The organism is Salinispira sp., from assembly GCF_059431795.1.
On sequence record NZ_JBXWXS010000041.1, the window covers coordinates 39634 to 63261 of the forward strand.

Annotated in this window: 22 protein-coding genes; 9 read left to right on the top strand and 13 right to left on the bottom strand. The window is 50.3% G+C overall.

The genetic code is table 11. The features are described from left to right. Positions 1-31 precede the first annotated feature (31 nt). From AC52PS_RS13755 to phnD, 5 genes are all read right to left on the bottom strand, one after another. Complete coding sequence (locus AC52PS_RS13755; RefSeq protein ID WP_495563651.1) at positions 32-556, bottom strand: DJ-1/PfpI family protein; 525 nt, start codon at positions 554-556, stop codon at positions 32-34. Between the two features lie 153 nt (positions 557-709). Continuing rightward, the gene (phnE, locus tag AC52PS_RS13760; protein ID WP_495563652.1) at positions 710-1516 is read right to left on the bottom strand and encodes a phosphonate ABC transporter, permease protein PhnE; all 807 of its coding nucleotides are present in this window, start codon (positions 1514-1516) and stop codon (positions 710-712) included. 22 nt (positions 1517-1538) lie between these two features. Further along, positions 1539-2333 (bottom strand): phosphonate ABC transporter, permease protein PhnE, encoded by a 795-nt coding sequence (phnE, locus tag AC52PS_RS13765; RefSeq protein ID WP_495563653.1) that lies wholly within the window; start codon positions 2331-2333, stop codon positions 1539-1541. Continuing rightward, positions 2326-3222 carry a phosphonate ABC transporter ATP-binding protein gene (gene phnC / locus AC52PS_RS13770; protein WP_495563654.1) on the bottom strand — a complete coding sequence of 299 codons (897 nt, stop codon included), beginning with the start codon at positions 3220-3222 and terminating at the stop codon, positions 2326-2328. Before phnC ends, phnE (AC52PS_RS13765) begins: the two co-directional genes overlap by 8 nt. 134 nt (positions 3223-3356) lie before the next feature. Next, the gene (gene phnD, locus AC52PS_RS13775; RefSeq protein ID WP_495563655.1) at positions 3357-4370 is read right to left on the bottom strand and encodes a phosphate/phosphite/phosphonate ABC transporter substrate-binding protein; all 1014 of its coding nucleotides are present in this window, start codon (positions 4368-4370) and stop codon (positions 3357-3359) included. Between the two features lie 317 nt (positions 4371-4687). On the opposite strand from phnD, the gene AC52PS_RS13780 reads away from it, so the two are divergent. Next, positions 4688-5575: a hypothetical protein gene (locus AC52PS_RS13780; RefSeq protein WP_495563656.1), complete on the top strand. Its 888-nt coding sequence runs from the start codon at positions 4688-4690 to the stop codon at positions 5573-5575. A gap of 90 nt (positions 5576-5665) precedes the next feature. On the opposite strand, the gene AC52PS_RS13785 is transcribed toward AC52PS_RS13780, so the two are convergent. From AC52PS_RS13785 to AC52PS_RS13795, 3 genes are all read right to left on the bottom strand, one after another. Beyond that, positions 5666-8089 (bottom strand): methyl-accepting chemotaxis protein, encoded by a 2424-nt coding sequence (locus AC52PS_RS13785; RefSeq protein WP_495563657.1) that lies wholly within the window; start codon positions 8087-8089, stop codon positions 5666-5668. A 163-nt stretch (positions 8090-8252) separates the two neighbouring features. After that, positions 8253-8738, bottom strand: coding sequence for a pyridoxamine 5'-phosphate oxidase family protein (locus tag AC52PS_RS13790; RefSeq protein WP_495563658.1), 486 nt, complete (start codon positions 8736-8738; stop codon positions 8253-8255). A gap of 279 nt (positions 8739-9017) precedes the next feature. Beyond that, the gene (locus AC52PS_RS13795; RefSeq protein ID WP_495563659.1) at positions 9018-9872 is read right to left on the bottom strand and encodes a hypothetical protein; all 855 of its coding nucleotides are present in this window, start codon (positions 9870-9872) and stop codon (positions 9018-9020) included. Positions 9873-10102: 230 nt separating this feature from the next. Between AC52PS_RS13795 and AC52PS_RS13800 the strand changes: the two genes are divergently transcribed. Next, positions 10103-10345, top strand: coding sequence for a hypothetical protein (locus tag AC52PS_RS13800; RefSeq protein ID WP_495563660.1), 243 nt, complete (start codon positions 10103-10105; stop codon positions 10343-10345). 64 nt (positions 10346-10409) lie between these two features. Here the strand turns inward: AC52PS_RS13800 and AC52PS_RS13805 are convergent, their stop codons facing one another. Both AC52PS_RS13805 and AC52PS_RS13810 read right to left on the bottom strand, forming a co-directional pair. Further along, complete coding sequence (locus tag AC52PS_RS13805) at positions 10410-10790, bottom strand: hypothetical protein (RefSeq protein ID WP_495563661.1); 381 nt, start codon at positions 10788-10790, stop codon at positions 10410-10412. Continuing rightward, positions 10787-10936 (bottom strand): hypothetical protein, encoded by a 150-nt coding sequence (locus AC52PS_RS13810; RefSeq protein ID WP_495563662.1) that lies wholly within the window; start codon positions 10934-10936, stop codon positions 10787-10789. The genes AC52PS_RS13805 and AC52PS_RS13810 overlap by 4 nt, the downstream gene beginning before the upstream one ends. Before the next feature lie 145 nt (positions 10937-11081). On the opposite strand from AC52PS_RS13810, the gene AC52PS_RS13815 reads away from it, so the two are divergent. From AC52PS_RS13815 to AC52PS_RS13845, 7 genes are all read left to right on the top strand, one after another. Beyond that, complete coding sequence (locus tag AC52PS_RS13815) at positions 11082-11240, top strand: hypothetical protein (protein ID WP_495563663.1); 159 nt, start codon at positions 11082-11084, stop codon at positions 11238-11240. A 94-nt stretch (positions 11241-11334) separates the two neighbouring features. Beyond that, positions 11335-12495: a beta-aspartyl-peptidase gene (gene iadA / locus AC52PS_RS13820; protein ID WP_495563664.1), complete on the top strand. Its 1161-nt coding sequence runs from the start codon at positions 11335-11337 to the stop codon at positions 12493-12495. 229 nt (positions 12496-12724) lie between these two features. Next, the gene (locus AC52PS_RS13825; protein WP_495563665.1) at positions 12725-14368 is read left to right on the top strand and encodes an ABC transporter substrate-binding protein; all 1644 of its coding nucleotides are present in this window, start codon (positions 12725-12727) and stop codon (positions 14366-14368) included. Positions 14369-14428: 60 nt separating this feature from the next. Further along, positions 14429-15361, top strand: a complete 933-nt coding sequence (locus tag AC52PS_RS13830) for an ABC transporter permease (protein ID WP_495563666.1) — start codon at positions 14429-14431, stop codon at positions 15359-15361. Further along, positions 15358-17499, top strand: a complete 2142-nt coding sequence (locus tag AC52PS_RS13835) for a dipeptide ABC transporter ATP-binding protein (protein ID WP_495563667.1) — start codon at positions 15358-15360, stop codon at positions 17497-17499. Before AC52PS_RS13830 ends, AC52PS_RS13835 begins: the two co-directional genes overlap by 4 nt. Further along, positions 17496-18443: an ABC transporter permease gene (locus AC52PS_RS13840; protein WP_495563668.1), complete on the top strand. Its 948-nt coding sequence runs from the start codon at positions 17496-17498 to the stop codon at positions 18441-18443. The genes AC52PS_RS13835 and AC52PS_RS13840 overlap by 4 nt, the downstream gene beginning before the upstream one ends. A 213-nt stretch (positions 18444-18656) precedes the next feature. Further along, entirely contained in the window at positions 18657-19961 is a 1305-nt protein-coding gene (locus tag AC52PS_RS13845) for a DEAD/DEAH box helicase (protein WP_495563669.1), read from the top strand. Between the two features lie 67 nt (positions 19962-20028). On the opposite strand, the gene AC52PS_RS13850 is transcribed toward AC52PS_RS13845, so the two are convergent. The 3 genes from AC52PS_RS13850 to AC52PS_RS13860 form a co-directional block, all read right to left on the bottom strand. Then, positions 20029-20628 (bottom strand): hypothetical protein, encoded by a 600-nt coding sequence (locus tag AC52PS_RS13850; protein WP_495563670.1) that lies wholly within the window; start codon positions 20626-20628, stop codon positions 20029-20031. A 17-nt stretch (positions 20629-20645) separates the two neighbouring features. Next, on the bottom strand, positions 20646-21791 hold the full coding sequence (locus tag AC52PS_RS13855; RefSeq protein ID WP_495563671.1) for a hypothetical protein: 1146 nt from the start codon (positions 21789-21791) through the stop codon (positions 20646-20648). A 327-nt stretch (positions 21792-22118) separates the two neighbouring features. Further along, on the bottom strand, positions 22119-23628 hold a 1510-nt coding region (locus AC52PS_RS13860), incomplete at its 5' end, for a histidine kinase dimerization/phosphoacceptor domain -containing protein (RefSeq protein WP_495563672.1).

A 23628-nucleotide genomic window follows, 5' to 3' on the forward strand; every position in this document is an offset into this window, starting at 1 on the left:
GCGGCATATTAATTCATCCGCCCAACCATATTCAGCCGCCCAACGTTTCCACCAGCAGCCGGTTGTACTCAGGGATATCTTCCACCACCCTGCCCCACACGATATTTTTGTCGATAAGGGCGGGAACGTCTTCCCAGATTGCCCCGGCGTTCACCAGATCGTCTTTAATGCCTTCTGAACCGGCGGCTTTGCGGCCCTTTATGATGCCCGCACTGGCGGCGCACCAGCCCGCATGACAAATAAAGCCCAGGACTTTCCCTTTTGCGTCCAGATCCCGAATGAGCGATGTATACTCTTTCACACGCCGCAATTTATCCGGCGCCCAGCCTCCGGGAACCAACAGGGCATCAAGATCGTCTACCCCCAGTTCACCGGGACCATACTGGGAGGTTGCCGTCATGCCCCCGTGTTTGCCCACATAGCTTTCGTTTTTGTTCAGCCCCATAACACGAATATCCGCACCCTCTTCTTTCATGCGCATGTAAACCGCCCAGAATTCCAGTTCTTCAAATCCCGGTCCCACAAGCATTCCAATGGTTTTTCCCTGAAGTTTCATATTGCCTCCGCATTGCTTTAGATCTTTTTTGCCGGATATTTTTCATGGTCGCTTCTCCAACCTGCTTCTCCAACCTGCTTCTCCAACCTGGTTCTCCAACCTGCTTCTCCAAAGGTACTCAGTCAGAAGAGGAAGTCAAATTGGAAGATGCACTCAGAGCAGATTTTTCCTCACCCGGGCGGTTATCAGTTCGCTGATCACCACTGTGCCCAGGATCAGCAGCAGAATCACCGCCACTCTGCGCCAGGCGAGAACGTTAATGGAAGCTTGAAGCTGGAGCCCGATTCCACCGGCGCCGACCAGTCCCAGAACGGTGGATTCCCTGATGTTAATATCCCATCTGTACATGGAGATGCTGGTAAAGGCGGGCATAATCTGGGGCAGTACGCCAATTCGCAGAACCTGTAGAGGATACGCTCCGGTTGATCGCACAGCCTCAACCTGGCGGTAATCAATTTCTTCTATTGCCTCGTACAACAATTTGCTTACGAAGCCGATGGAGCGTAGAGTGATGGCAAGGATACCCGCAAGAATCCCGGGACCGAGAATGGTAACAAGCATAATTGCCCAGGCCAAACTGTTAATCGAACGGGAAGTAACAATCAGAAGAAGAGCAACGGGGCGAAATATTCCCCCGGCAGGGCTGGTGTTTTTCGCAGCAAAGAAGGCAACAGGAAAGGCGATGATGATCGCCCCCAGAGTCCCGAAACTGGCAATCACAATGGTATCCCAAAGAGGCTGCCAAAGCTTTCCAGCATAGGAAAGCTCGGGGGGAATCATCCGGGTGAGTATATCCCAACCTTGTTTGGGTGCATCCAGAACGAATACCCAGAGCGTATTGGCAGAAATCACCCGAAAGCTGATAAAAAACAATAGCAGAACCCCGGTGGTAATGAACCAGTGAATCAGGGACTCCTGTCTGCTGTGACGTTTCCAAATCCGATATGTGTCTTTATTCACCAGAGGCATAACAGATAATCCTTTAATTGATTCGTCTGCGAATATGTCCGGAAACATATTCGGTGAGAAGCACGATTGCAATGATCAGCAACAGGATGGCGGCACTGGTGCCGTATTCATAGCGGGAAAACGAAGTGCTCAGGGCCGCGCCGATTCCCCCGGCACCCACAATTCCAATGACCGAGGACTCCCGGAAGTTGATATCCAGACGGTAGAGGGACAACCCCAGTAATCTGGGTTTAATCTGCGGAATCACCGCGTAGGAGATTACCTGTGGCCAGCCGGCGCCGGTTGAACGAAGAGCCTCAAGCTGTATCTCCTGAATCTCTTCAATATCTTCTGCCAGCAACTTCGCCAGAAAACCAACGCTGGCAAATGCAAGGGTCAGCACGCCGGCGAAGGGGCCGAAGCCCACCATGGCAACAAATAGAATTGCAATAATCACTTCCTGGAAGGTCCGCGAAAGGGTGATAATTGCCCGGCAAACTACATAGATGGGCGTTGATGCAATGTTAGAGGCCCCGCCCAGGGCAATGGGAATTGACAGAACAACACCTAATGCGGTTGCCACAACGGTCATGGTGAGACTCTCGATAATCCCATCCAGAATCACCTCACCCCGGGATGTAAAGTCAGGATGCAGAAATCCTGAAACAAAACGCTGAAATCGCTCCGCACCCACAACCAGTCGGTCCCAGCGCAGTTCAATGGATTGTAAGCCGGAAACAACAAACAGAATCAGCAGAAGCCACATAAGAATTTTCTGCCAGGGTTTCGCTACGTAACCTGGAGGGCTCCATGTATTCCTGTTAGACATCGATCCGCTCCTCCAGTCGAGGTTCATGCTTCTGTGTTTTTGGCTCATTGGGTCGCAGATGGGAATTTTCAGGATCAGCATTCCGGGCCATTTCAGTCGGGGCAATATTTCCTTCAGAATTCCCATCGGCACCGGTGAGAGTTGACTTCCAGTCCTCTTCACCGTAAATCCTGGTGAGAATTGCATCGTTCAGTTCCCCGGGTTTTCCATCAAAAACTATCCGTCCCTTCTCCAGTCCGAGAATTCTGTCAGAAAAATGTCTGGCAAGTTGGACATCGTGGAGGTTGATAATGGCAGGAAGATTTCTTTCCCGGCATGCATTAATTATCAGACGCATGATAATCCGGGCGGTTTTGGGATCCAGACTTGCAGTTGGCTCGTCTACCAGCAGAAGGCTGGGTTCCTGCATGAGTGCCCGGGCAATTCCAACCCGCTGCCTCTGCCCTCCCGAGAGGGCATCTGCGCGTTTTTCAAACTGGTCCTCAAGCCCAACTTCCCGGAGCAGACTCAATGCCTTTTCAACCAACTCGCCCGGGTAACGGCGCAATAGACTGGGAACCATCCGCATGTTGCCTAATCTGCCGGAGAGTACATTTTCAAGCACGGTAATATGCTCTACCAGGGCGTATTCCTGAAAAATCATCCCCATTTTCGTACGGGCATGTCTGAGCTGCCGCTTATGAAGAGTAGTCAGCTCCAAAGAATCAAGGGTAATGGAACCGGAGCTTGGGGTTACAAGTCGGTTAATGCAGCGCAGCAGAGTGCTTTTCCCCGCCCCGGAAGGTCCGATGAGGGCAACCACCTGTCCCCTGGGCACCGTCAGGCTCACTCCCTGAAGGGCCTTGTCACCGGTTTCGTATACTTTTACAAGATTGGCTATGCGTATCACGCTGAAATCCTCATATGTATTTTGATATTTCCATCTGACTTATCGGAATCGCAGATTGGTGAAATCAACAACAGGGGCTGTCTGATGCATACGCACAGACAGCCCCCGGAATTGCACGAAGTGAAGCAATGAGTTTAGTTCACATCGTATGAAACACCGTTAGCCTCATCGATGGTCCGGATTACAGCCCAGTGTTCTTTGTAGGTAATGGGAATGAACTGGGACTCACCGTTCTGGCCGAACTCTTCCAGCAGCTGGGTGCCTTCCCAGTCAAATGAGAAAAACGCATCCCGAATGTTCTGGGCAAGTTCGGGCTTAAGATTATACACATAACCGTAGCCGGTTGTGGGAAAAGTCTGGGATGTATATACCGTACGGATTTCAGATTCATCCACCAGTCCCCGCTCAATCATCCGGGCAAGAACAGAGTTGGCGATGGAAGCTACTTCATAGTCCTTGTTCGCAACTCCGAGAATGGATGCATCATGGGCACCGGAGAAGGTTGTATTAAAGTCTTCATCGGCGATCATATCGAACTCACCTTTCAGAAGGGCACTGGGAGCCTTGAAACCTGAATTGGAAGTGGGTGACGTAAAAGCCAGGGTTCTGCCGGCCAGATCTTCAACCTGGGTAATATCCGAATCCACATGGGTGATAATCTCCATCTCATATCCGAATTCGCCCTCTTCACCCGCCATCATGGCAAAGGGGACAAAACCTGCTGCATTTACCGCCAGGGGATTGCTTCCGGTGTTAAAACCCGCTACATGCAAACGTCCGGCACGCATGGCTTCCAGCTGAGCGGCATTGGACTGTACCGGGAAAAACTGTACTTCCTTGCCGGTAACATCTGAAAGGTGGGCAAGAAATTCCGCCCAGACATCACGGTAGACTTCAGGATCCTCCACCGGGGTATATGCGAAAACAAGCACCTCGGGATCAACCCAGTCCGCTTCGTTTTCAGGAGCATCGGCCACAAGATCTCCGTCCTTATCCACCAGACCGGGACGAAGATCACCATATTTTTCCGCCTCCGCCTCTTCCCCGCTGCCACTTTCATTGGCACCGGCGGCAAAAAGTGAACCTGTCATTACCATCACAAACAGGAATCCTATTGCCAGCTTCCTGACATTTCCAAGTACATCCATACCACTCTCCTTGTTGAATTGTATTGCAGAGAGCGTAAGATGTTTCGTTAAAAAAACGATTCAGATTATATGAGATTATGATGAAATAAATATCTATTGCGAGTCACTCTGTCTCCAAGTATTGTTTTGCTTCCATTTGCCATTCCTCACTTTTGCCCAACGGAGACTCAGCCGTGCAGGCAAAGTTCTCTGCCATATCTTCTTCATGTACTCCGGCCCTAGCTTTAGATGCAGGATGTTCCGGGATGCTTTTATCCTTGTTGCAGACCTGTTAAAGCACTGTTATGATACAGATATCAACAGAATAAGAGGTTTTCATGACTACAAACTTTTCAGAATTATTCACTGAAGCACGGAAAATTTTTCGGGACAAATGGCCTGCGGTTGCATTGCTGGCTGTGCTTTCTGTGGGATACGGACTTTTGTTTACTCAGATCATGATGCCGGCAACGGCCGATCTGGTGACAGCCAACGATATGAGCAGGTTTTGGCTTGAGTTTTTCCTGCCTCATTTGCTGGTATCGATGTTTTTTGGGCTGATATCCCTGTATGTGTTCATGTATCTTGCTTCCGATTCCAATGAACTGATCTCAGGAGAGCGGGCTTTGCGCACAGTGAAGGAAATTCCGAACCTGATTATTACATCCCTTTCGGTACTGGTGCGCATTCTGCCCTGGTTTTTACTGGGAATTGCACTGATGCTGCCGGTAATATTTATTAGCATGCGAGGCAATGAGTATAACCCGAATGCTCTGATTGCCCCAATGCTCCTCATGTACATTCCCGTTTTATGGGGAATTGCCAGGCTCATGCCGTCCATCTATATTACCATTACCACGGAATACCGTTACTGGTCCTCAACCAGAAAGAGCGTTGAATTGTTCAAGAACAACCGTCTCATTCTTCTGAGTTTCCTTCTTCCCATGTTCTTGATGGTGCTGACCAGTTTTCTCTACTTGATCCCCCAAACCGGGAGTTCTTTGGCATTCTACGATGCGGCTGCAGCAGCGCAAGCCGGAGCATACAGCGGAGCCATGGTTAGCTCCGGTTGGTATGCTGTCACTGCGGTTGTGGGGTTGATCGTCTATGCCGTCTACATGTTCGGCTACTCGGCCCTTATCCGGCTTTGCTTCACGGCCCGGGACCGGGGCGAGCTAAAGGGAACATCTGGAGGCGAGGCCGAAGGCGAACACCCCGCCGAGTAGGCCGTCCGGACGAGCAGCTTGTGAATTGGGCCGGCCTGACGCTCCTCATACCGATTATCCGACCCGCAAGAACTACCGATCCGAATCCGGTCAGCGGTCCTCGCTTTCCTCCGGAGCAGGAAGCATGGCCTGCTGCACCCGGTGTTTGGCCAGTTTAAATCGGGCAACCAGTCCCCGAAGTTCCTGAGATTGTCCTGCAAGTTCTTCGGATGCGGCGGCGCTCTGTTCTGCCGATGCGGTATTGGACTGGGTGGCTTCATCGATTTGGGACAGACCTTCATTGATCTGTTCGATAGCCAGAGATTGCTCCTGGCTGGCCGCGGTAATTTCATTCAGCAGGCCGGCTACCTTGCCGGTACTCTCAACAATGGAGTTCAATTGGGCTGCGGTGGATTCGGCGGCACCGGTTCCCGCCTTAATATTCGATACGGTATCACCCACCATTTGGGTTGTTTCCTGTACCGCATCGGCACTGCGGCTCGCCAGATTGCGAACCTCATCGGCTACCACGGCAAAGCCCCGGCCGTATTTTCCCGCCCGGGCTGCTTCCACGTTAGCGTTCAACGCGAGAAGATTAATCTGGAATGCAATATCATCTATGACTTTCACAACCTTGTTGATCTCGTCTGAAGATGCGTTGATCCGCTCCATGACCGTGTTGAGCTGTTCCATCTGTTCCCGGCCTTTATCGGCGTTCTCGCTGGCTTCACGTGCCAGGGAAAGGGCTTCCCCGGAGCTTTCGGCATTCTGTTTGGATTGTCCGCTGATTTCGGTCACCGAGCTGGATATTTCCTCCAGACTGCTTGCCTGTTCCGTAGCTCCCTGGCTCAGCTCCTGGCTGGCCTGGCTTACCTGATCGGCTCCGACGTTCACCTGCTCCACCGTCTCGTTCACCTGAGACAATACTTCATTCAAGGAATTAACCATGGTTGAAAATGCCTGACCCAGGGTGTCCTTTGAAGATGATATTTTCGCCTCCACCTGAAGATTATTAGCCGCGATCTCCCCGGCAATTGTGGTTTTTTCTTGCTGATACTCTGCAAGATCGGAAAATGAACGTCCGATGATTCCAAGCTCATCACTGCGCCGCTGAATCTTTTCAAAATCCTTGTGGTCCAGATCGCTGAGGCTGATATCTCCGATGGCCAAATTCCCTGCACCGGCAACCAGTTGCAGAATGGGCCGGGAAATGCTTCGGGCAAACAGAACCGCTGCAACGATTGCAAGAGCTATCATGATTGCCGCAGAAATCAGGATAAGCCTGGTAAGAACCGTTATGGGACGGCGAACCTCCGCCTCGTCGATCTCCGACATCAGCGCCCAGGTCGTGCCATACACGTCCACCGCCGTGTAGGCGGACAACACGGGATTCCCGTTATAGTCGATAATCACCTCTGCGCCGCTTTCTCCGGCCAGGGCGCTGCGGGAAGCGACAGTATCCACCGAACCCTGTGAGGGCCGGTCGAAGGAAGCGCTCACGCTACGGTTTACCTGATCCAGGTAGGAATCGGAGCGCATGAGCTTTTCAGGACCTACCAGATAACTTTCTCCGGTTTCGCCCATACCGTTGCGCTCCTGCATAATGGCGTTGATCCGATCCAGAGACAACTGCAGTGCAAGAACCAAATGTATCTCGGAACCGGAAAACACCGGCTCCGCTATAAATCCAGCCGGCTCACCGCCGGAAGGCCCGTAGGGTTTAAAGTCGCCGAAGGCAAACGCCCGGGTTTCCAGCGCCTTCGCTACCGCTTCACCCAGACTGGAGTCCGAATACACTCCGGAAATAATATTGGTATCCAGATCTTGTTCTTCCTCCACACTGTAAAATATCTTCCCGTCGGGATGAATGAGAAATAGATCGTAGTAGCCGTACTCATCAATGTATTCGTCAAAAAAATCTTTTCCGCTGCCTGACAGATTAACATCCACAACCGCTTCCAGGGACCTGTATGTGGAGAGAACCAGATTCTCACCATCAACATTCAGCGGAGAGTAGACTCTCATCTCCAGCTCTCCGTTATCATCGGTTAAAACATCCCGGCCGGATTCTCCATTGTGAGCCCGGGAAAGATAGGCGGCAGGAGGAGTACTCAATGGATTTCCGTAGGAAATGACCCGTCCTTCGCTGCGACCGGTAAGCAGATGGATAGAAGTATCCAGGGTTTCCGCCACCAATGACGGATCGGTATTTTGGAGAGCTGACTCAACCTGCCGTTTCCGAAAATCATGCAGGGTTTGAAGCTCCCTGAACCCCCGCTGCTCAAATGCTTCAAGCACTTTGGCCAGCACATTCATGTCTCCGAAACGTTCATCAAAATAACTCTCAATTTGTCCTTTTTTGATCTCTCTGATGGCGGTTAGCTGATTGAAACTGTCGTTCATTAGAGCATTGCCCGATTGAATGACGGAAATCAGCGTCACCGCTGCGATACCGGCAATCATCAGAAGGGCAAACATGAGGGATATCTTGCCCCCAATGCTTCGAAAGAATGGAATCGATTCTCTATTACTCATTATTCTGCCTCCAGCACCGTGTCGGCTGCAAGTAGCGATGGGGGCCTACCCGCCGCCTCGTTTTCTTTTCTATAATTTATCATTGTAGAGCAATCACAAAAACAGACCGTTCCACGGTATTACATTATAAAGACTTACGGATACGGAAGCTGATGTCAAATTGTCAGTCCCAGTTTCCTTTCCCGGTAATATGCTCGATTCGGATGCAAAACACGGAAGTGGCTGCCGATGCCCGCTCAATATATTCTATTCCCGCTTCAAGATGTTCCGGTGAATACTTTCGAATTAGGGTCTTGAGTGCCTCACGCTTCTCATCTCCGCTGACCTCTTCGGCGCTGCCAAACACAATTGAGCTTTCAAACATGGAAGTGAATTGTTCCGGTACCGGTCTACTGCGCCCCACTACGCAAAACGACACCCGGTCATTCTCTTTCAGAAAGTCCAGTTTTCGACCCTCACGGGCGCAGTGAAAATAGACATGACCTTCGTACAGTGAATAATTCAACGGGACGGCATATGGGCTAATACCCTCCTCATGTTTCAAATCAGCGGCCAAAGCCAGAACGCCGTACTCGCCGTCCTCAACTATTTTCAAGGCCTTTTCCCGGGGTAATTGTCTATTGAGCTTCCTCATCGGGGGATATTTCATGATTGATCCTCGTATGGTTTTGATATGCGACAGAATTTTCAGTGTACCGTATACAATGAGCGTACATACACGTAAGGAGAGTGTAGATACATGTCAGAAGGTTTGCCACTAAAGCATCTTTCAAAATTGAATTTTGGAGGATGTTCTCAATTTAATTATACTGCAAGACGACAGCGTCCGCAAAATTTATCACGGTGGGATGTGCCCTCGCTTCGCGGGTCATACAAGAAGCCGCCCGTTCTGGGCGGCTAGTTTAAAAGGGCTTACGCGGGGCGGAAATTAGAGAATAAGAGAATAATCAAAAAAGAAATACAATTCGAAGGTATTTTCAGTTGCGGTGAGTTGAGCCGCATTTCCAATATCATCCTGAATGTTGGTGCGAACCGTTCCAATTTTAGGCGTTACATAAATATTTGCACCGGTACCCAGGGAAAAACCATGTTTTCCCGATTCGGCATACCAGCGTACGCCCAGCTCCGGAACGGCAACCACGGAAATGCCATTCAACCCGGAAACCCCAATTGTTACCGCATCATCATAGCCGGAGGAAGGGGTGCTCTCGGTGTAGGAGGGCCAATCTCCATTGGCTTCCCGATACACAATCTTGCTGCTATCCAACTGAATACTTACCCCGGCTCCCAATCCACCGAAAGCAGCAAAACGCTGTCCTGCAACCTCCCCACCAAGCTCATATGAAGCATGAATGGTGGTCATGAGCTGCCTGAGCAACAAGTCGATATGATCCCGGGAAGTATAGGTACCCGTATTGTAGGTTTGACTTGATGCTCCGCCGGTTGTTTGAGAACTGTTTCTCCCCATATATCCCACCCGGGCATACACGGAGAGAGGATTAAAATGATACCCCATGGTCAGAACACCGCCGAATACCAGTGGTATAACATCATTGTTGCTGCTGCCGGAATACATCTCCGCATTTGGAACCTGGGTGTAGTCGGCAACTGCAGTCTGGGTTCCGGCGAAACCAAGACCGTTGGCGCCTGTGGCAATTCCCAGAGAGCCAAAAACCTGTGCATGAGAGCTGGATGTGAGGGCAACAAGAAACAGCACGAAAGAAAGGACAGGCCTCAAATACCTGCTGCTATTACTGAACCCGGCCTGATCTGTACAAACCATACAAAGACTCCTTGTGGGTACATGTGTTAATACCCCGTATTTTTCTAGAGAAAATCTCTCGAGTCCAATTTTATGAATTATCCTGTTATTTTGTAAAGAGTGAATCCGAATAAAGAACACGAGACATGGCAGCTGGTTCCCGGGGTAGCAGAGATTTCCCATTATTAAGCACGCTCTATTCTATAGATCATACCAATCGGGTAGAATATGAGCGGATTCGGGGAGGATGCATGGATTTCAGTATAGTCTTGGTGGTGGCCATGGTTTTTGTGGGTGCCCCCCTGGCGGTGTTCAGCGGGATCAGTATGCTGCAGCGGGCAGGGTTGGATAAAAAGAAGCTTGAGCTTGAACGGGAAAGGCTGGCTGTGGATAAACAGAAACTACGTCTCATGCAGCTGGAGGCAGAATACAAACTGCTGGATTCAAAGCTGGAAAACGAGTTCCGTGATTCTGGACTCACTGAGGACAGATAAACGGGGCTGTGAATGCGGGCCACGCATCCACTATCAGTTCATATGCGCCGGGGTGATATCCCCGTCATGGAAATAGTCCTCTTCTTCGGGTTGCTGCATCAGCCATGCAATAGTCAATAATCCACGGTAGGGGGGATTGAACAAATGATCTGTTCGTGCGCTTTCCCTTTCCGTTTTTTCCCGGATAGCCGGATGTATCTGTTTTGAACAGTTCAATATGAATTTCCATATCTGGCTGGTCTGAATCGTGAGAAAGCTCTTGCTTTTCCACGCACCCCGGGCAGGCGTGATCGATACTGTTTTGAATCAGCTCGCTAAGAACCGTGTTCAACGCCTGTAAGGAAATGTTCCAGCGCTCACTTTCCGGCCCCTTCAGGGTCAGATGAATGTTCCGCTTTTTCAAATGCCCCTGCCAGACAGAACAAATCTGCCGTATACCATTCATGGGATAATGACTGAATCAGCCTTGAAATCCCGAAGCACCCGGTCAAGGTCGTTGATAAGGCTGCGATCCCCGCCCTTTGGAAACGCAAAGTGATGCATGTGGGGATCGAAAATAATCTTCCACCTCGAGCCCCATGGGGCCGTCATGATGGATACTCCCACGCATGGATGCAACCCGCACTCCCTTGAGGTCATCGATATGCGGGATTGTACTATTTTCACGGGTGTACACAACCGCCCAGTCTGCAAAGAAACCAGCCGGACGTTCCTGTTCATCCAAATAGATCTTCGGATGATTGTCGTACACACCCACAATAACTTCCGGATTTTGGATGCTGCCATCAAGGTTTTGTTCATTCCCCTGAACTTATTTCTCCTGGGGAAAGATAATATCTGGGAGAAGGAGGAGAGAGAACAGAATGCACATGAACGTATATATGAAGCGGGATAATGGGTGGCGAGTCTTCCATCTGATCATGCATAACGTATAGGATATCCTTGTAAAGATTTCCTATTCGCCCCGGGATACGCACAGGAGTTGCAGCATGTATTTGATACAAAATATCGACGTTTTCGCCCCCCGGCATGTGGGTACCAAAGACATTTTTCTCGGCGGTTCAAAAATTCTTGCCATGGAAGATGATCTCTCAGGGGTAATCGAGGCCTTTTCCGATGATAAGCTTAATGTTATTGATGGAAGCGGTAACGTGGCGGTTCCCGGACTTATCGATAACCATTTACATCTTATCGGCGGCGGCGGAGAGGGGGGCTTCAGCACACGCACCCCGGAAATGCAATTCGAGGATATCATCTCTGCAGGTGTGACCAGCGTAGTGGGAACCCTGGGAACCGACGGCACCACCCGCAGCATGGCCGCCCTGCTTGCCAAAGTGAAAGGGCTCAAGGAACAGGGGCTCTCCTCCTGGTGTTATACGGGAAGCTATCATCTGCCGTTGAAGACCGTTACCGGCAAACTCAGTGACGACATAATACTTATTGAGGAAATCGTCGGTGCGGGAGAGATCGCAATTGCCGATCACCGCTCAAGCCAGCCCGGTGCAGAGGAACTGGCCAGGCTGGCATCCCAGGCACGGGTTGGAGGAATGATCTCTGGCAAAGCCGGAACGCTGAACATTCATACCGGAAGCGGCAGAGGAAGAATCACTCTTCTGGAGGACGTGATAGAGAACAGCGATATCCCCCGATCCCAGTTCGTCCCCACCCACATGGGCAGGAATGAAGAATTGTTTCATGCCGGTCTTAATTGGGCGCTGGCAGGTGGATATGTGGATTTCACCAGCTGCACCACCCCGGAATTTATAGATGAAGGGGAGATTCGCTGCAGCAGGGCTCTCAAACGCTTGCTTGACCGGGGAGTCAAGCTGGATAGAATCAGCTTTTCCTCCGATGCCGGGGGCAGTTTACCCTCCTTCGATGAAACGGGTAATTTAACAGGGATGGTGATCGGGAGCTGCCGAAGCCTCATGGATGAAGTACGCTTGGCGGTAAACCATGAAGGAATTGATCTGGCCACAGCAATAGCTCCGGTGACCATAAACCCCGCCCGCCGGCTCAAACTTCATGGGAAAGGGGAGCTGGCTCCTGGCATGGATGGGGATCTGCTCATATTGGACAGGAGCGACCTTCGCATCGAAACTGTATTCGCAAACGCACAATTATTGTATGAGGAGACACGTTTCACGTAATCATTACTGGCATGCGGACAGCGTGACTGAAGCAGCCAGTCAGCAAGGGGCGCAGTTTTAATGCAATAAATCCATGGTTCTTCTCTCATAATTGATGCTTTTCCTGCGTATTTGCCATTTATTCCCCGGATTTCTACGACTTCTTTTGACCCCGGGGCGGAGTTTCTATATTAATAGTAGTGAGAATGTAGAGCATTCCGTTTTATCAGCTAAACTCAATGGAGGAACCATGAGTATTTCCAGTAAGACCACCGTAACAGCGATCTTTTTTCTATTATTAGCCGGCATTTTTATTATCACCTCATGTGGGAGTGAAGAAGTCTCTTCAGGTGAAGAGGAAAAAGTTTTGCGCATCGGCCTGCGCAAACTGACCACCATCGACCCGGCTTTGGGGGCAAATGACCCTGAGATAATGTTTAACCAACTGCAATATGATTATCTGGTGGATATTACACCCGATGGTAATCTGGAGCCAAGTCTGGCAAGAGATTGGGAAATATCCGATGACGGCTTGGAATACACCTTTTTTCTCGAACCCGGTGTAACCTTCGAGGATGGCAGCAGCTTTACAGCCTCTGACGTGGTGTTCACGTTCAATCGATTGGTGAGCACTGGCTCATCCATCGTCGCATTGTTGGGACAAAAGATAGTGGGTGAGGACAGCGAGGAAAATCCCATTTTCGAACCCACCTGGGAGGTATCTGCAGTGGATGAACTCACGGTTCGCTTTCGCCTGGAACGTGTGAACGCAGACTTCCTTTTCGGCGTGGCCTCTCGCTTTGCCATGATTCTCAAAGACGGAATGGAAAATGTGAATATTATCGCCGAGGGCGATGACCCTTATGCCAACTTCAACGGAACAGGTCCCTTTGTGCTGGTGGACTACCGGGCAGATGAACGGGCGGTGTTTGCAGCCAATGAGAATTACTGGCAAGAGAGTTCTCCTGTGCTGGATGGAATTGAGCTGATCTTTTTCGATGACAACCGAAGCCAGCTGGATGCCCTGCAAACCGGCACCTTGGATTTCATTATTAAGATGCCTGAAGACCTTGTTGACAGTCTTAACCGTATTTCCGATGTAACCGTGGTGAATCGACCCACTAACACCCATCCTGTTATTCGTCTTCTCACAGACGAAGGTTCTATCGGAGAGGATGTGAGAATACGACAGGCGTTTAAGTATGCCACCGACCGGGAGCTATTGAATATCGACGCACTGGACGGCAACGGCGTGGTGGGCAATAACGATCCCATAGGTCCGGTGTACGGCAATCTCTACAATCCTGTTGAAAGCCGCGAATACGATCCGGAAATGGCCAAAAGACTCATTGCCGATGTATATGCAGACGGAGCAGGTAACGGCTTTATCAGCGAAGTGGACGGCGAACCGAGAGTGCAGCTGTCCTTTTACGTGGGAGATACCTTCGAATACGGGTTGGTTGCAGAGTTTATCCAGCAGCAATGGGCCGACGCCGGCATCGATGTGGAACTCAATATTATTCCCGAATCGGTGTACTACGCTGACAATGAAAACAACTGGCTGAACGCCCAGTTAGGAATGACCGCATGGGGCGCCCGTGCAACACCCCAGGAGTATCTGTCTGTTGCATACACTACCGGTGCTGCCTTTAACGAAGCCCGATGGTCCAATGCCGAACTGGACGCCTTAGCCGCCCAGGCCGCCATGGCCAGCGATCCCGCCCGGCGGGCAGAAATCTATGCCGATATCAGCCGGATATTCTACGAAGAAGGCCCCATTATCATCCCCTACTTCCGTCCGGTTATCGGCGCATATTCAAATGCGGTGGAAAACCTGGAAATGCACAGCTTTCCCGGAAGAACAAATTTCCGCAACGTGGATCTGGCCCGTTAGGGTTAGCAACCCCACACCGGGGTCATGTACGACCCCGGTATATTTTATGGGCTACCAACAATGAGCACCCAAGAACCATCCACGGGATTCAGCGGATTTTGGCGGGGCCTCAGCCGCCGTCCGGCGAATCTCATTGGATTTCTTCTCACAATCTTTTTCCTCGCAGTAGCCCTGTTCGGTCCTTTACTGGCCCCGTGGTCTTACGAGACGATCATCAGGGGTACCGATATGGGTCTGGAAAGCCGGGCAGCAATGCGGGGCGAGCCCCCTTCCAACGACTTCCTGTTCGGTACCGACCAGAGGGGGCGGGATATTTTCTCTCGAATGCTCTGGGGAGCACGGGAAACCATTGGACTTCCGCTGATCGCCACAGGGATATCCGTTATTCTGGGAAGCATGCTGGGCATGCTCATCGGGTATGCGGGGGGGCGTCTGGATGAGACGATCTCCCGTATTTTAGACAGCCTGTTATCCATTCCAGCCCTAATACTGGCCCTGGTTTCTATCTCCACCATTGTACCCATGCTCAGCGACGCCCCCGGTCCATTGGTAAATTTTTTGGGACCACGGAACATCAGCCTTACATTGGTTATTGTCATAGTATACATACCAATTATCGCCCGGGTAGTGCGAAGCGCAACTCTCTCGATCCGTCATCGAGGATATATCGATCAAGCCCGTCTCAGGGGAGAATCCACCGGGTATATTATCTTCCGGGAAATCCTTCCCGGCGTGCTTCCGACCCTGGTTGTGGAGGCATCGCTGCGCCTGAGCTATGCAATTATCCTGGTTACCTCTCTTGGCTTTCTTGGTCTTGGTGTTCAACCTCCGGTGGCTGAGTGGGGCCGGATGGTTTTAGATGCCCGGGCCCGGGTTCTGGATGAACCCTGGGAACTATGGTTCCCGGTGGCGGGGATTGCCCTTCTGATTATATCGGTAAACCTATTCTCCGACGGTTTGCGGCGGATTCTCCGTCGGGAGGACGAACGATGAACAGCTACAATGGACCTGTCCTCCGGGCAAAAAATATCAGCGTGGAATACCGTATCCAGCGGCATTGGCGCAATGTTATTAACGATGTGGACCTTGAAATTACTCCGGAAAGCATCCACGGCCTGGTGGGAGAAAGCGGCAGCGGAAAGTCCACCCTGGGGCTGGCACTACTCCAGGCCCTCCCGGAGAACGGACGAATTATTCGGGGGGAGCTATTCTTCGAGAACCGGGATATGCGAAGCATTGAGGATACCGAACTGCGCCGGCTGCGAAGCCAGGGAATATCTTTCGTCCCCCAAAATCCAATGAATTCCCTCAATCCTTCTCTACAGGTTATCGACCAGATGACCGAATTCGCGGCCCTGCATCAGCTCAGCGGCGGTAGGGAGGCACGTGAACATGCAGAGCATTGGTTGGAAAAGGTGCAGATCGCCGACCCCCGCAAGGTCTCCGGAAGCTATCCCCATCAGCTTTCCGGAGGAATGCTGCAGCGGGTACTCATCGCCATGGCCCTGATGCACCAACCTTCTCTGGTAATCCTCGATGAACCGACCACTGCCTTGGATGTAACCACCCAGGCCACAATTCTCGATCTTCTGAGAGATTTAATCCGTACAGAAAAAGCCGCAGCATTGTACATTTCCCATGACCTGGGAACCGTCGCGGAGCTATGCGACCAGGTCTCCGTGATGTATGCAGGCGAATTGATGGAAAGCACTTCCGTGGGTGAACTTTTCAGCAATCCCCGGCATCCCTATACCCGGGGACTCCTGGAATGCCTTCCGGGTTTGAGCAAAAGCCGCCGGCTCAACACCATCAAAGGAGTTGCTCCGGCTTTGCAAAACCGATCTCAGGCATGCGTCTTTGCCGATCGCTGCCCTGCGGCCATAGATAGCTGCCGTAAAAATAAGCCAGGATTGGATGCTACCCCGGACCGTCTGAGGGACGGAGGGCATCTTGTGCGCTGCTTCCGCTGGAAGGAGCTTGAGCCCTTCGACCCGGACGCCCAAAGCTCATCCTTGCATTCCGGTAATAGCCCGCAAATAGCCGGAGACCATCAGAACGGCGTGGAAAACATTCCCATACCTTCCGGGGAGAAAGGGCGACATCGCCCACTGTTCCAGGCCCGGAATCTGGCTACCACCTTTGTTCGCAAGCCCGGTTTAGCCGCCCTCTGGGGGAAGAGACCCGAAGTACTCACCGCGGTGGATGAGGTAAGCCTGACCGTGGATCCTGGCCGGACCCTGGGCGTAGTGGGGGAAAGCGGGAGCGGAAAGACCACCCTGGCCCGAACCATTGTGGCTCTCCAGGAAGCGGATGGCGGTGAAATGACGCTTGCAGGATTCTCTCTCAGCGCTGATCTTCGCCGACGGCATCACCAGGTACTCAAAGGAATCCGCATGGTATTCCAGAACCCCGGTGATGCCTTAAATCCTTTTCACAGCGTGGGCGAAAGTCTCTCCAGAACCTATTTCAAGTTGGGCGGAGTGGAATCAAACAGACGGGCAGAACGAAAGCACGAATTGGATGAGAAGGTGAAAAAGATGCTTACCGCAGTCGGTCTCACCGCCGATTATGCACGGCGATACCCTCACCAGCTTTCCGGCGGAGAAAAACAGAGGGTAGCAATCGCCCTCGCCTTTGCCGCCGATTCAAGAATTATCATTGCCGATGAACCGACCTCTTCCCTGGATGTATCGGTGCAGGCAGTCATACTTAATCTGCTCAAAGAATTGAGGGAAACGCAGAGAGTATCGTATATTTTTATCAGCCATGACCTGGAGGTAATAGAGTATTTAGCAGATGATATTGCAGTGATGTACCTGGGAGAGATACTTGAACAGGGCAGCAACGCACAGGTCACCAATCCGCCGTATCATCCCTATACAGAGGCTCTTTTAGCCTCTGCCCCCCGTGTACGTCCCGAGCAGAGGAAAAAGCGCATCCATCTTCAGGGAGATATTCCCAGCCCAAGGAATAAACCCGGCGGATGCCCTTTCCATACCCGTTGCCCCCACTTCATCGGAAATATTTGCGTGGAGCAAGTCCCGCCGGCACAAAGCGACGGATATGGCCACAATATCCGCTGCCATCATCCATTGGACGAGCTTCGCCGGCTCCAGGGAGGCCAGGAATGATTCATTTTATTGTACGACGGCTGGGCCTCATGGCATTGACCCTGGTGGTCACCTCCATTTTGATTTTCGCCCTCACCCAGCTGCTCCCCGGTGATGTGGCTAAACTGGTCCTGGGCCGGGATGCGTCACCCACGGCTGTGGAAAACTTCAATGCCCGTTACGGGTTGGACCAGCCCCTTACAGTCCAGTATTTCCGTTGGATTTCCGGGTTTATTACATCCGACTGGGGGGTCTCCTATACCGCCGGTTCTCCGCCGGTACGGCCCCTGGTGCTCACCCGGATGGTCAATTCACTCATTCTGGCCATGGTCACCATGCTGATCGCTGTGCCCCTATCGCTCTTTTTGGGTGTTGTATCTGCCATGAAAGAAGGCAGCGCCGTGGATCAGGGGATCACGGTGCTCAGCTTGTCGGTGGTGGGCTTGCCGGAGTTCGTCACATCCATTGTTCTGATCAATATTTTCGCAGTTCGACTGGGGCTGTTTAGCGCAAGCTCCATGGTCAGCGAAGGTCAGGGACTAATGGAGTGGATACAGATTCTCATTCTGCCTGCGATAACCGCCAGCCTGGTACTCATCGGCTACATCACCAGAATGACTCGGGCCAGCACTCTGGATGAATTAAAAAAACCATACGTCCGCATCGCCATGCTAAAAGGGATGACCCGCAACCAGGTTTTGCGCCGTCATGTGCTTCGTAACGCACTGCTGCCCAGTATCACCATCATTGCCATTAGTTTCGGATGGCTCATGGGAGGTTTGGTTGTCATTGAGAACGTGTATAATTACCCCGGAATGGGAAGTCTCCTGGTTACCGCAGTAAACTTTAAAAATCTGCCTGTGCTTCAGTCCATCTCCATGATTATCGTATTCTTTTTCTCCCTGGCAAATTTTATTGCAGACCTGCTGTATGCCTGGCTCGACCCTCGGATCCGCCTAGGCTAATTCTCAGAGCCGGGAATGATCCGGGTCTTTGTACAGTCCTTTGTACACCCCTCCCCCTGCTATGCCTCTGGCTATTCTGCTCACAATATGATATAAGCAGACTTTACAAACTGTCCGAATCAGATTTACAAAAAATACTGCTGTGCACCACACCGTGTCTCTGTCTGGTATTAACTTCTGGTTTCTTTTGCAGTTCAACTAGGAGAAATACCCATGAATTTTCAAAAACTCGGGCTCATGCCCGAATTATGCCGGGCCGTGGAGGCCCGGGGATACCGGGAACCCACCCCGATTCAGGCAGGCACCATTCCGGCGATTCTTGACGGGACGGATGTTCTCGGCGGCGCCCAAACCGGAACCGGGAAAACCGCAGCCTTCGCCCTTCCCATATTGCAGCGCCTGGGCAAACCGGAAAAGGCGCACCCCCGGGCCCTTATCCTTACACCCACCCGTGAGCTCGCTGACCAGGTCGCGGGAAGTTTCTCCGCATACGGCACCCACCTGCACCTGAAGGTGGTGAAAATATACGGTGGAGTACCCATCAAGCCCCAGTTCCGCAGTCTCAGGCAGGGAGTTGATATTATTGTTGCCACCCCCGGGCGTCTCAGGGATCATATGAGTCAAAAAACCATCGACCTCAGCGCAATTGATATACTGGTCCTGGATGAAGCAGACCGAATGCTGGATATGGGCTTCATACACGATATTAAGGCAATTCTACGGGATATGAAAAAAGTCGACCGTCAAACTCTCATGTTTTCAGCAACCTATGCCAAGGACGTGGAAAGGCTTGCACTTAACATCCTGCACAATCCGGTTCAGGTGGAAGTGTCTAAACGTAACGAAACGGCCGATGAAGTCAGCCAACTGGCATACCGTGTGGACAAAGCCCGGCGGGTTGATCTACTCATACATCTCATTAAAGAGGGCGGCTGGTATCAGGTTCTGGTCTTTGTACGGACAAAGCACGGTGCTGACCGGCTGGCAAAAAAACTCAACAAAGCACAAATACACAGCTCGGCAATTCATGGCGATAAGTCCCAGGGTGCCCGAACCCGTGCCCTGGCAAGTTTTAAAACCGGAGACCTCCAGGCCCTCATAGCAACGGATATCGCCGCACGGGGCATAGATGTTCAGGATCTGAGCCATGTGGTAAACTTTGACCTGCCCCAGCAAGCCGAAGATTATGTTCACCGCATCGGCCGCACCGGCCGTGCAGGTAAGTCCGGAGATGCAATCTCGTTTGTAATGGAAGATGACTGGGATAAACTGCAGGAGATCGAGAAGGTTCTCAAGAAAAAGATTCCCGGCAAGGCAGCAGCCGGCTTTGAACCCGGGTGGCAGCCCCCTCCACCGCCCCAGGAGCAACGATCCTCCAAGTCCAGTTCCAAGTCCAGAGGACGAGGAGGTCATTCCCGCCGGCCAAGCTCAGGTCAGAATGGCAATCCAAAAGGGAGAAGCAATCAGAACCGTTCCCGGGGGAATCGACGGGGAACCGGGAATGCCGGTCGGGGGTAGAAATGCCGTGTTGGGAATAGAAATAATGATAGCTCTCAGTTGAGTAAACCCTGAACCTCTTTATCCGTTAGAACGTGACTAAACGGGTAAGATCGATCCCAAATCCAATCCTGGGCAGAAGCTCAGAATTCATGAGAGTGGCTCCAATATCCATTGAGATGATGTATCCCGCTTTTGCCCCGAATGTGGGTCCAATTTTGAAAAATGAGCTGGCACCATCAGATAAAAAATATGTATTCCCGAATACCGTCTCAAGACCTGCATACAGCTCAAGTCCCCACAGAGCCTCACCTCCATGGATAGCCAGAACCAGAGGAATCTGTACCATATCCAGGCCGGAAGAAATGGTATGTAAGAATATTCCGGTTTTCAGCCCATAGCCCCAAAGGATTCCATCATCTCTGACTTTATGGTTCATAAAGGTGAACTCACCTCCACCTCCGAAAAAGTCGGTACTATCAACTCCATTGGGATCTTCCTCTGCATCTGAACCCTGATCTGTGTAGCCGGTGGAGAGCATTATCCCCAATTGTCCCACACCCAGCTCCCATTCACCGTCAAAGAAACCTTCCCGTTCAACAACAGTCCCCGCTGCCTGAGCGTATAAGGTTGAAGAACAAAGCGCGGCAATTACAATTAATCCGGTTTTAAACATTTTTTCTTTCATACCATCCTCCGCATTTCCTATTTCGAATCCCATGTCATGATCGGGAATATATGCACATCGGCGTCGGCTTTAACCAAAATGTATGATCTCAAGGAGTATTGTTTATATTCTTCAGAAACCCAATCCATACGGTTTTCAATAGTCGGAGCCATAAGAATAACTACGTCGTTAAGTCTCACATCCCATGTTCGGATATAGTCAAAATTGAGAGAGTCAAGATCGTATAGGGCGCTGGTATAAAAATCCAAGGCGCTGGTATAGCCCGCTGATCCGGGATCGAGAATTTGCCTATTTCCCGCCCATGGATAGATTTGCAGTTGATGAATCGGGTGGTCACCGCTTCCTTCAGAAAAGCTAGACAGATCCGCTTCATTCTCAATCTTTGACGTTGCCCATACATCCAGCGTTCGAGCAAAGCCAACTCCGCCGCTGATGGCTGATCCGGGAGCAATGGTATATCTGCCTAAAAGTTCCTGCCGGGTGGTATTGAAGGTTCCCTCAAATTGTGATCGTCGTGCGGCTGCTGCGGCATTGGCCTGGTTTTGTGCAATAATGGCCTCACCAATTGTTCCTCCGCTTAGATACGTTCCCACTCCACCTATCGCAGTGCCCGATCTGTTGCGTGTTGCGTTGGCAACATAGAGTGAATATAAATCGGGCCCTACGCCCCGTGCTGTTTCAACCCTGTGGAAAAACCCTATTGGGAAGGAAAGCTGGCTTGCAGAGTTGGGATTAGCTGTAATTGATTTGTTCGGCTCTTCAATTGATACGGTGACCAGCATGACATTGGACGGTAAAAAGTCAAAGCTTGTATCTCCGAAATTTTCTATGTATACCACAGCTTCCACGATATCCCCAAACAGGGTATCTCGATTTCGTAATTGTAGCTCAACCGCAGTGTTCTCTCCGACGCTTGTCTGCACCACTTCGCCGTTTACATATTTAGCATTTTCCACTTGATCAGATAATCCGTAACGGTATTCCACAGTTTCATAGCTAATACAGCCGGAGAAGGTAAAGGTCAGAACCATAATAGTGAATATCCATGGAATACCACGTTTAACAGCTTTGCTTCTTCTCGCCATTTTTTTCTCCTTAATTTTATATATTACTATATTTTTAATATTTATCAAGAAAATCGTCGTGTATTTTTCTACAATCATGTAGAAATGAAGGTAACAAAACGCTACTACTTCAGGGGGCTGAGGAAGTGGTGGAATAAATCATTAGTGCCCGCTGGTGCAGCGCATGTCATACAAATTGGATGTAATCATTACCGACCTAAAAAGCCGAGCCTGCCCTGACGAACAGGATGCCATTGATACCCTGAATCAGGTTTCTCTCCAATGCCGACAATGAAAATATTTTCCACATCGATATATATGGCCTGGCAGATGAAACTTATATGCAGGGGATGATATCCAGCATTACATCCGGGCAGCTAGGTTGACCGGCGTGTGTGGGATTACCTCAATAGTTACATGGCATAGTCATTCTTTGTTCGGATCAAACCGTATTTTAAAGTGTGTACCCTCTGTGGTATCGATTGTTATAGATCCGTCCAATTGCATTTCCACTATGCCTTTGATGAGTTGCATACCCAGCGTATCGCTGTGTTCCCAGTCTATATCGTCTGGAATTCCGATTCCGTTATCGGAAAAATGAAGTTCGATGTCATCATCCACAGTAAATGCTGCCGCCACCGTCATAATTCCCTGCCGGTCCCGGGGAAAGGCGTACTTCAGACTGTTGGTGATCAACTCATTTAATACCAGTCCCAGAGGAGAAGCCAGACTTGAATCTATTTCAATTTCTTCAATTTCAATAAATAGCCGCACATTTTTATTAATTGCGTAATTATCCAAGATAAAATTTAACAGATCAGAGAGATAGGTTTTCAGATTAATAGAGACAGGACTGGCAGTCTGATACAAGGTGTTGTGAATCATAGACATCGACTGAATACGGTTCTGGCTTTCCTCAAGGGCTCTACGGGCAGTTGCATTCTCAATACTGTTAATCTGAAGCTGAAGCAGGTTTGACACCACCGACATATTGTTCTTTACCCGATGATGAATCTCTTTGAATAGGGCATCCTTCTCACGTAACGCAACTACTGTTTTATCTTTCTCCTGCAATATTGAGGCCGTGTAGCTATCAATTTCATTTTCATAGCGATTTATCATAGCGCTGATCTGTTTTTCAAATAAGATCATAATGACAGTAGACAAGATAAGAGCCCCAAGCACTATAAAAACAGAAAATAGCAGCTGATCCTCATACGTCTGTTCCATCACAGTTGTCTCACTTTTGATAAGTTCATCCACATCATCAAGGTAGACACCGGTTGCTACAACCCAATCAAAAGGCTCGTACAATCGAGCGTATGACATTTTGTGCGCAATATCATCAACATCAGGTTTCTTAAAAAAATATTCGAAGAAAAGCTCACCACTCCTGTTAAATCCATCCAATTCCGTCTGATATGGCGTATTTCCCTGAATATCCTCTGTATTGGTTGAGAGCCACATCCCCTCGGTATCCGGTAAATTGGGATGTATTTCCCTGATAGCGTAATTATCGCCGCCTTCGTAATTAACAATTCTGTTCACCCAGATGTATCCATCATCAATTAGAACTAGTTGATGTAAGATATCTCTGATATTATCTTTTACTAATACGTCTATCTGATCTTTTGTTAGATCAGATTCAGCATATCGCTTCCGAATCTCCTGTCGCTCTATTTCTATCATCTGAATGGTTCGTTGAACAGTATTTTCCAGAAAACGCTTCTTTTCTGATATTAATCCCTCAGAAAGTTGTTCAATTTTCCGTGAATATTCGCTGCGTAATGAAGTTGTGATATTTATAAAAAAGGTAGTGTAAGATTCTGTCTGTAAAAGTGATTCTTCTGAGAAGGGGGATTGAAAAAAGTTAGCCAATCGGTCTTCATGAGTTCGACGAAAAACCATAGGAGACCTCATGACTAACGAAGCATAC

What these genes read in the sequence shown, in the direction of transcription:
- AC52PS_RS13755 (WP_495563651.1), bottom strand. Translation starts at nt 556, where the DNA reads ATGAAACTTCAGGGAAAAACCATTGGAATGCTTGTGGGACCGGGATTT.
- AC52PS_RS13805 (WP_495563661.1), bottom strand. Translation starts at nt 10,790, where the DNA reads ATGAATGGTATACGGCAGATTTGTTCTGTCTGGCAGGGGCATTTGAAA.
- AC52PS_RS13800 (WP_495563660.1), top strand. Translation starts at nt 10,103, where the DNA reads ATGGATTTCAGTATAGTCTTGGTGGTGGCCATGGTTTTTGTGGGTGCC.
- AC52PS_RS13790 (WP_495563658.1), bottom strand. Translation starts at nt 8,738, where the DNA reads ATGAAATATCCCCCGATGAGGAAGCTCAATAGACAATTACCCCGGGAA.
- AC52PS_RS13810 (WP_495563662.1), bottom strand. Translation starts at nt 10,936, where the DNA reads ATGACGGCCCCATGGGGCTCGAGGTGGAAGATTATTTTCGATCCCCAC.
- AC52PS_RS13855 (WP_495563671.1), bottom strand. Translation starts at nt 21,791, where the DNA reads ATGATTGTAGAAAAATACACGACGATTTTCTTGATAAATATTAAAAAT.
- AC52PS_RS13785 (WP_495563657.1), bottom strand. Translation starts at nt 8,089, where the DNA reads ATGAGTAATAGAGAATCGATTCCATTCTTTCGAAGCATTGGGGGCAAG.
- AC52PS_RS13850 (WP_495563670.1), bottom strand. Translation starts at nt 20,628, where the DNA reads ATGAAAGAAAAAATGTTTAAAACCGGATTAATTGTAATTGCCGCGCTT.
- AC52PS_RS13835 (WP_495563667.1), top strand. Translation starts at nt 15,358, where the DNA reads ATGAACAGCTACAATGGACCTGTCCTCCGGGCAAAAAATATCAGCGTG.
- AC52PS_RS13815 (WP_495563663.1), top strand. Translation starts at nt 11,082, where the DNA reads ATGATTGTCGTACACACCCACAATAACTTCCGGATTTTGGATGCTGCC.
- AC52PS_RS13780 (WP_495563656.1), top strand. Translation starts at nt 4,688, where the DNA reads ATGACTACAAACTTTTCAGAATTATTCACTGAAGCACGGAAAATTTTT.
- phnE (WP_495563653.1), bottom strand. Translation starts at nt 2,333, where the DNA reads ATGTCTAACAGGAATACATGGAGCCCTCCAGGTTACGTAGCGAAACCC.
- AC52PS_RS13825 (WP_495563665.1), top strand. Translation starts at nt 12,725, where the DNA reads ATGAGTATTTCCAGTAAGACCACCGTAACAGCGATCTTTTTTCTATTA.
- phnD (WP_495563655.1), bottom strand. Translation starts at nt 4,370, where the DNA reads ATGGATGTACTTGGAAATGTCAGGAAGCTGGCAATAGGATTCCTGTTT.
- AC52PS_RS13840 (WP_495563668.1), top strand. Translation starts at nt 17,496, where the DNA reads ATGATTCATTTTATTGTACGACGGCTGGGCCTCATGGCATTGACCCTG.
- iadA (WP_495563664.1), top strand. Translation starts at nt 11,335, where the DNA reads ATGTATTTGATACAAAATATCGACGTTTTCGCCCCCCGGCATGTGGGT.
- AC52PS_RS13795 (WP_495563659.1), bottom strand. Translation starts at nt 9,872, where the DNA reads ATGGTTTGTACAGATCAGGCCGGGTTCAGTAATAGCAGCAGGTATTTG.
- AC52PS_RS13830 (WP_495563666.1), top strand. Translation starts at nt 14,429, where the DNA reads ATGAGCACCCAAGAACCATCCACGGGATTCAGCGGATTTTGGCGGGGC.
- AC52PS_RS13845 (WP_495563669.1), top strand. Translation starts at nt 18,657, where the DNA reads ATGAATTTTCAAAAACTCGGGCTCATGCCCGAATTATGCCGGGCCGTG.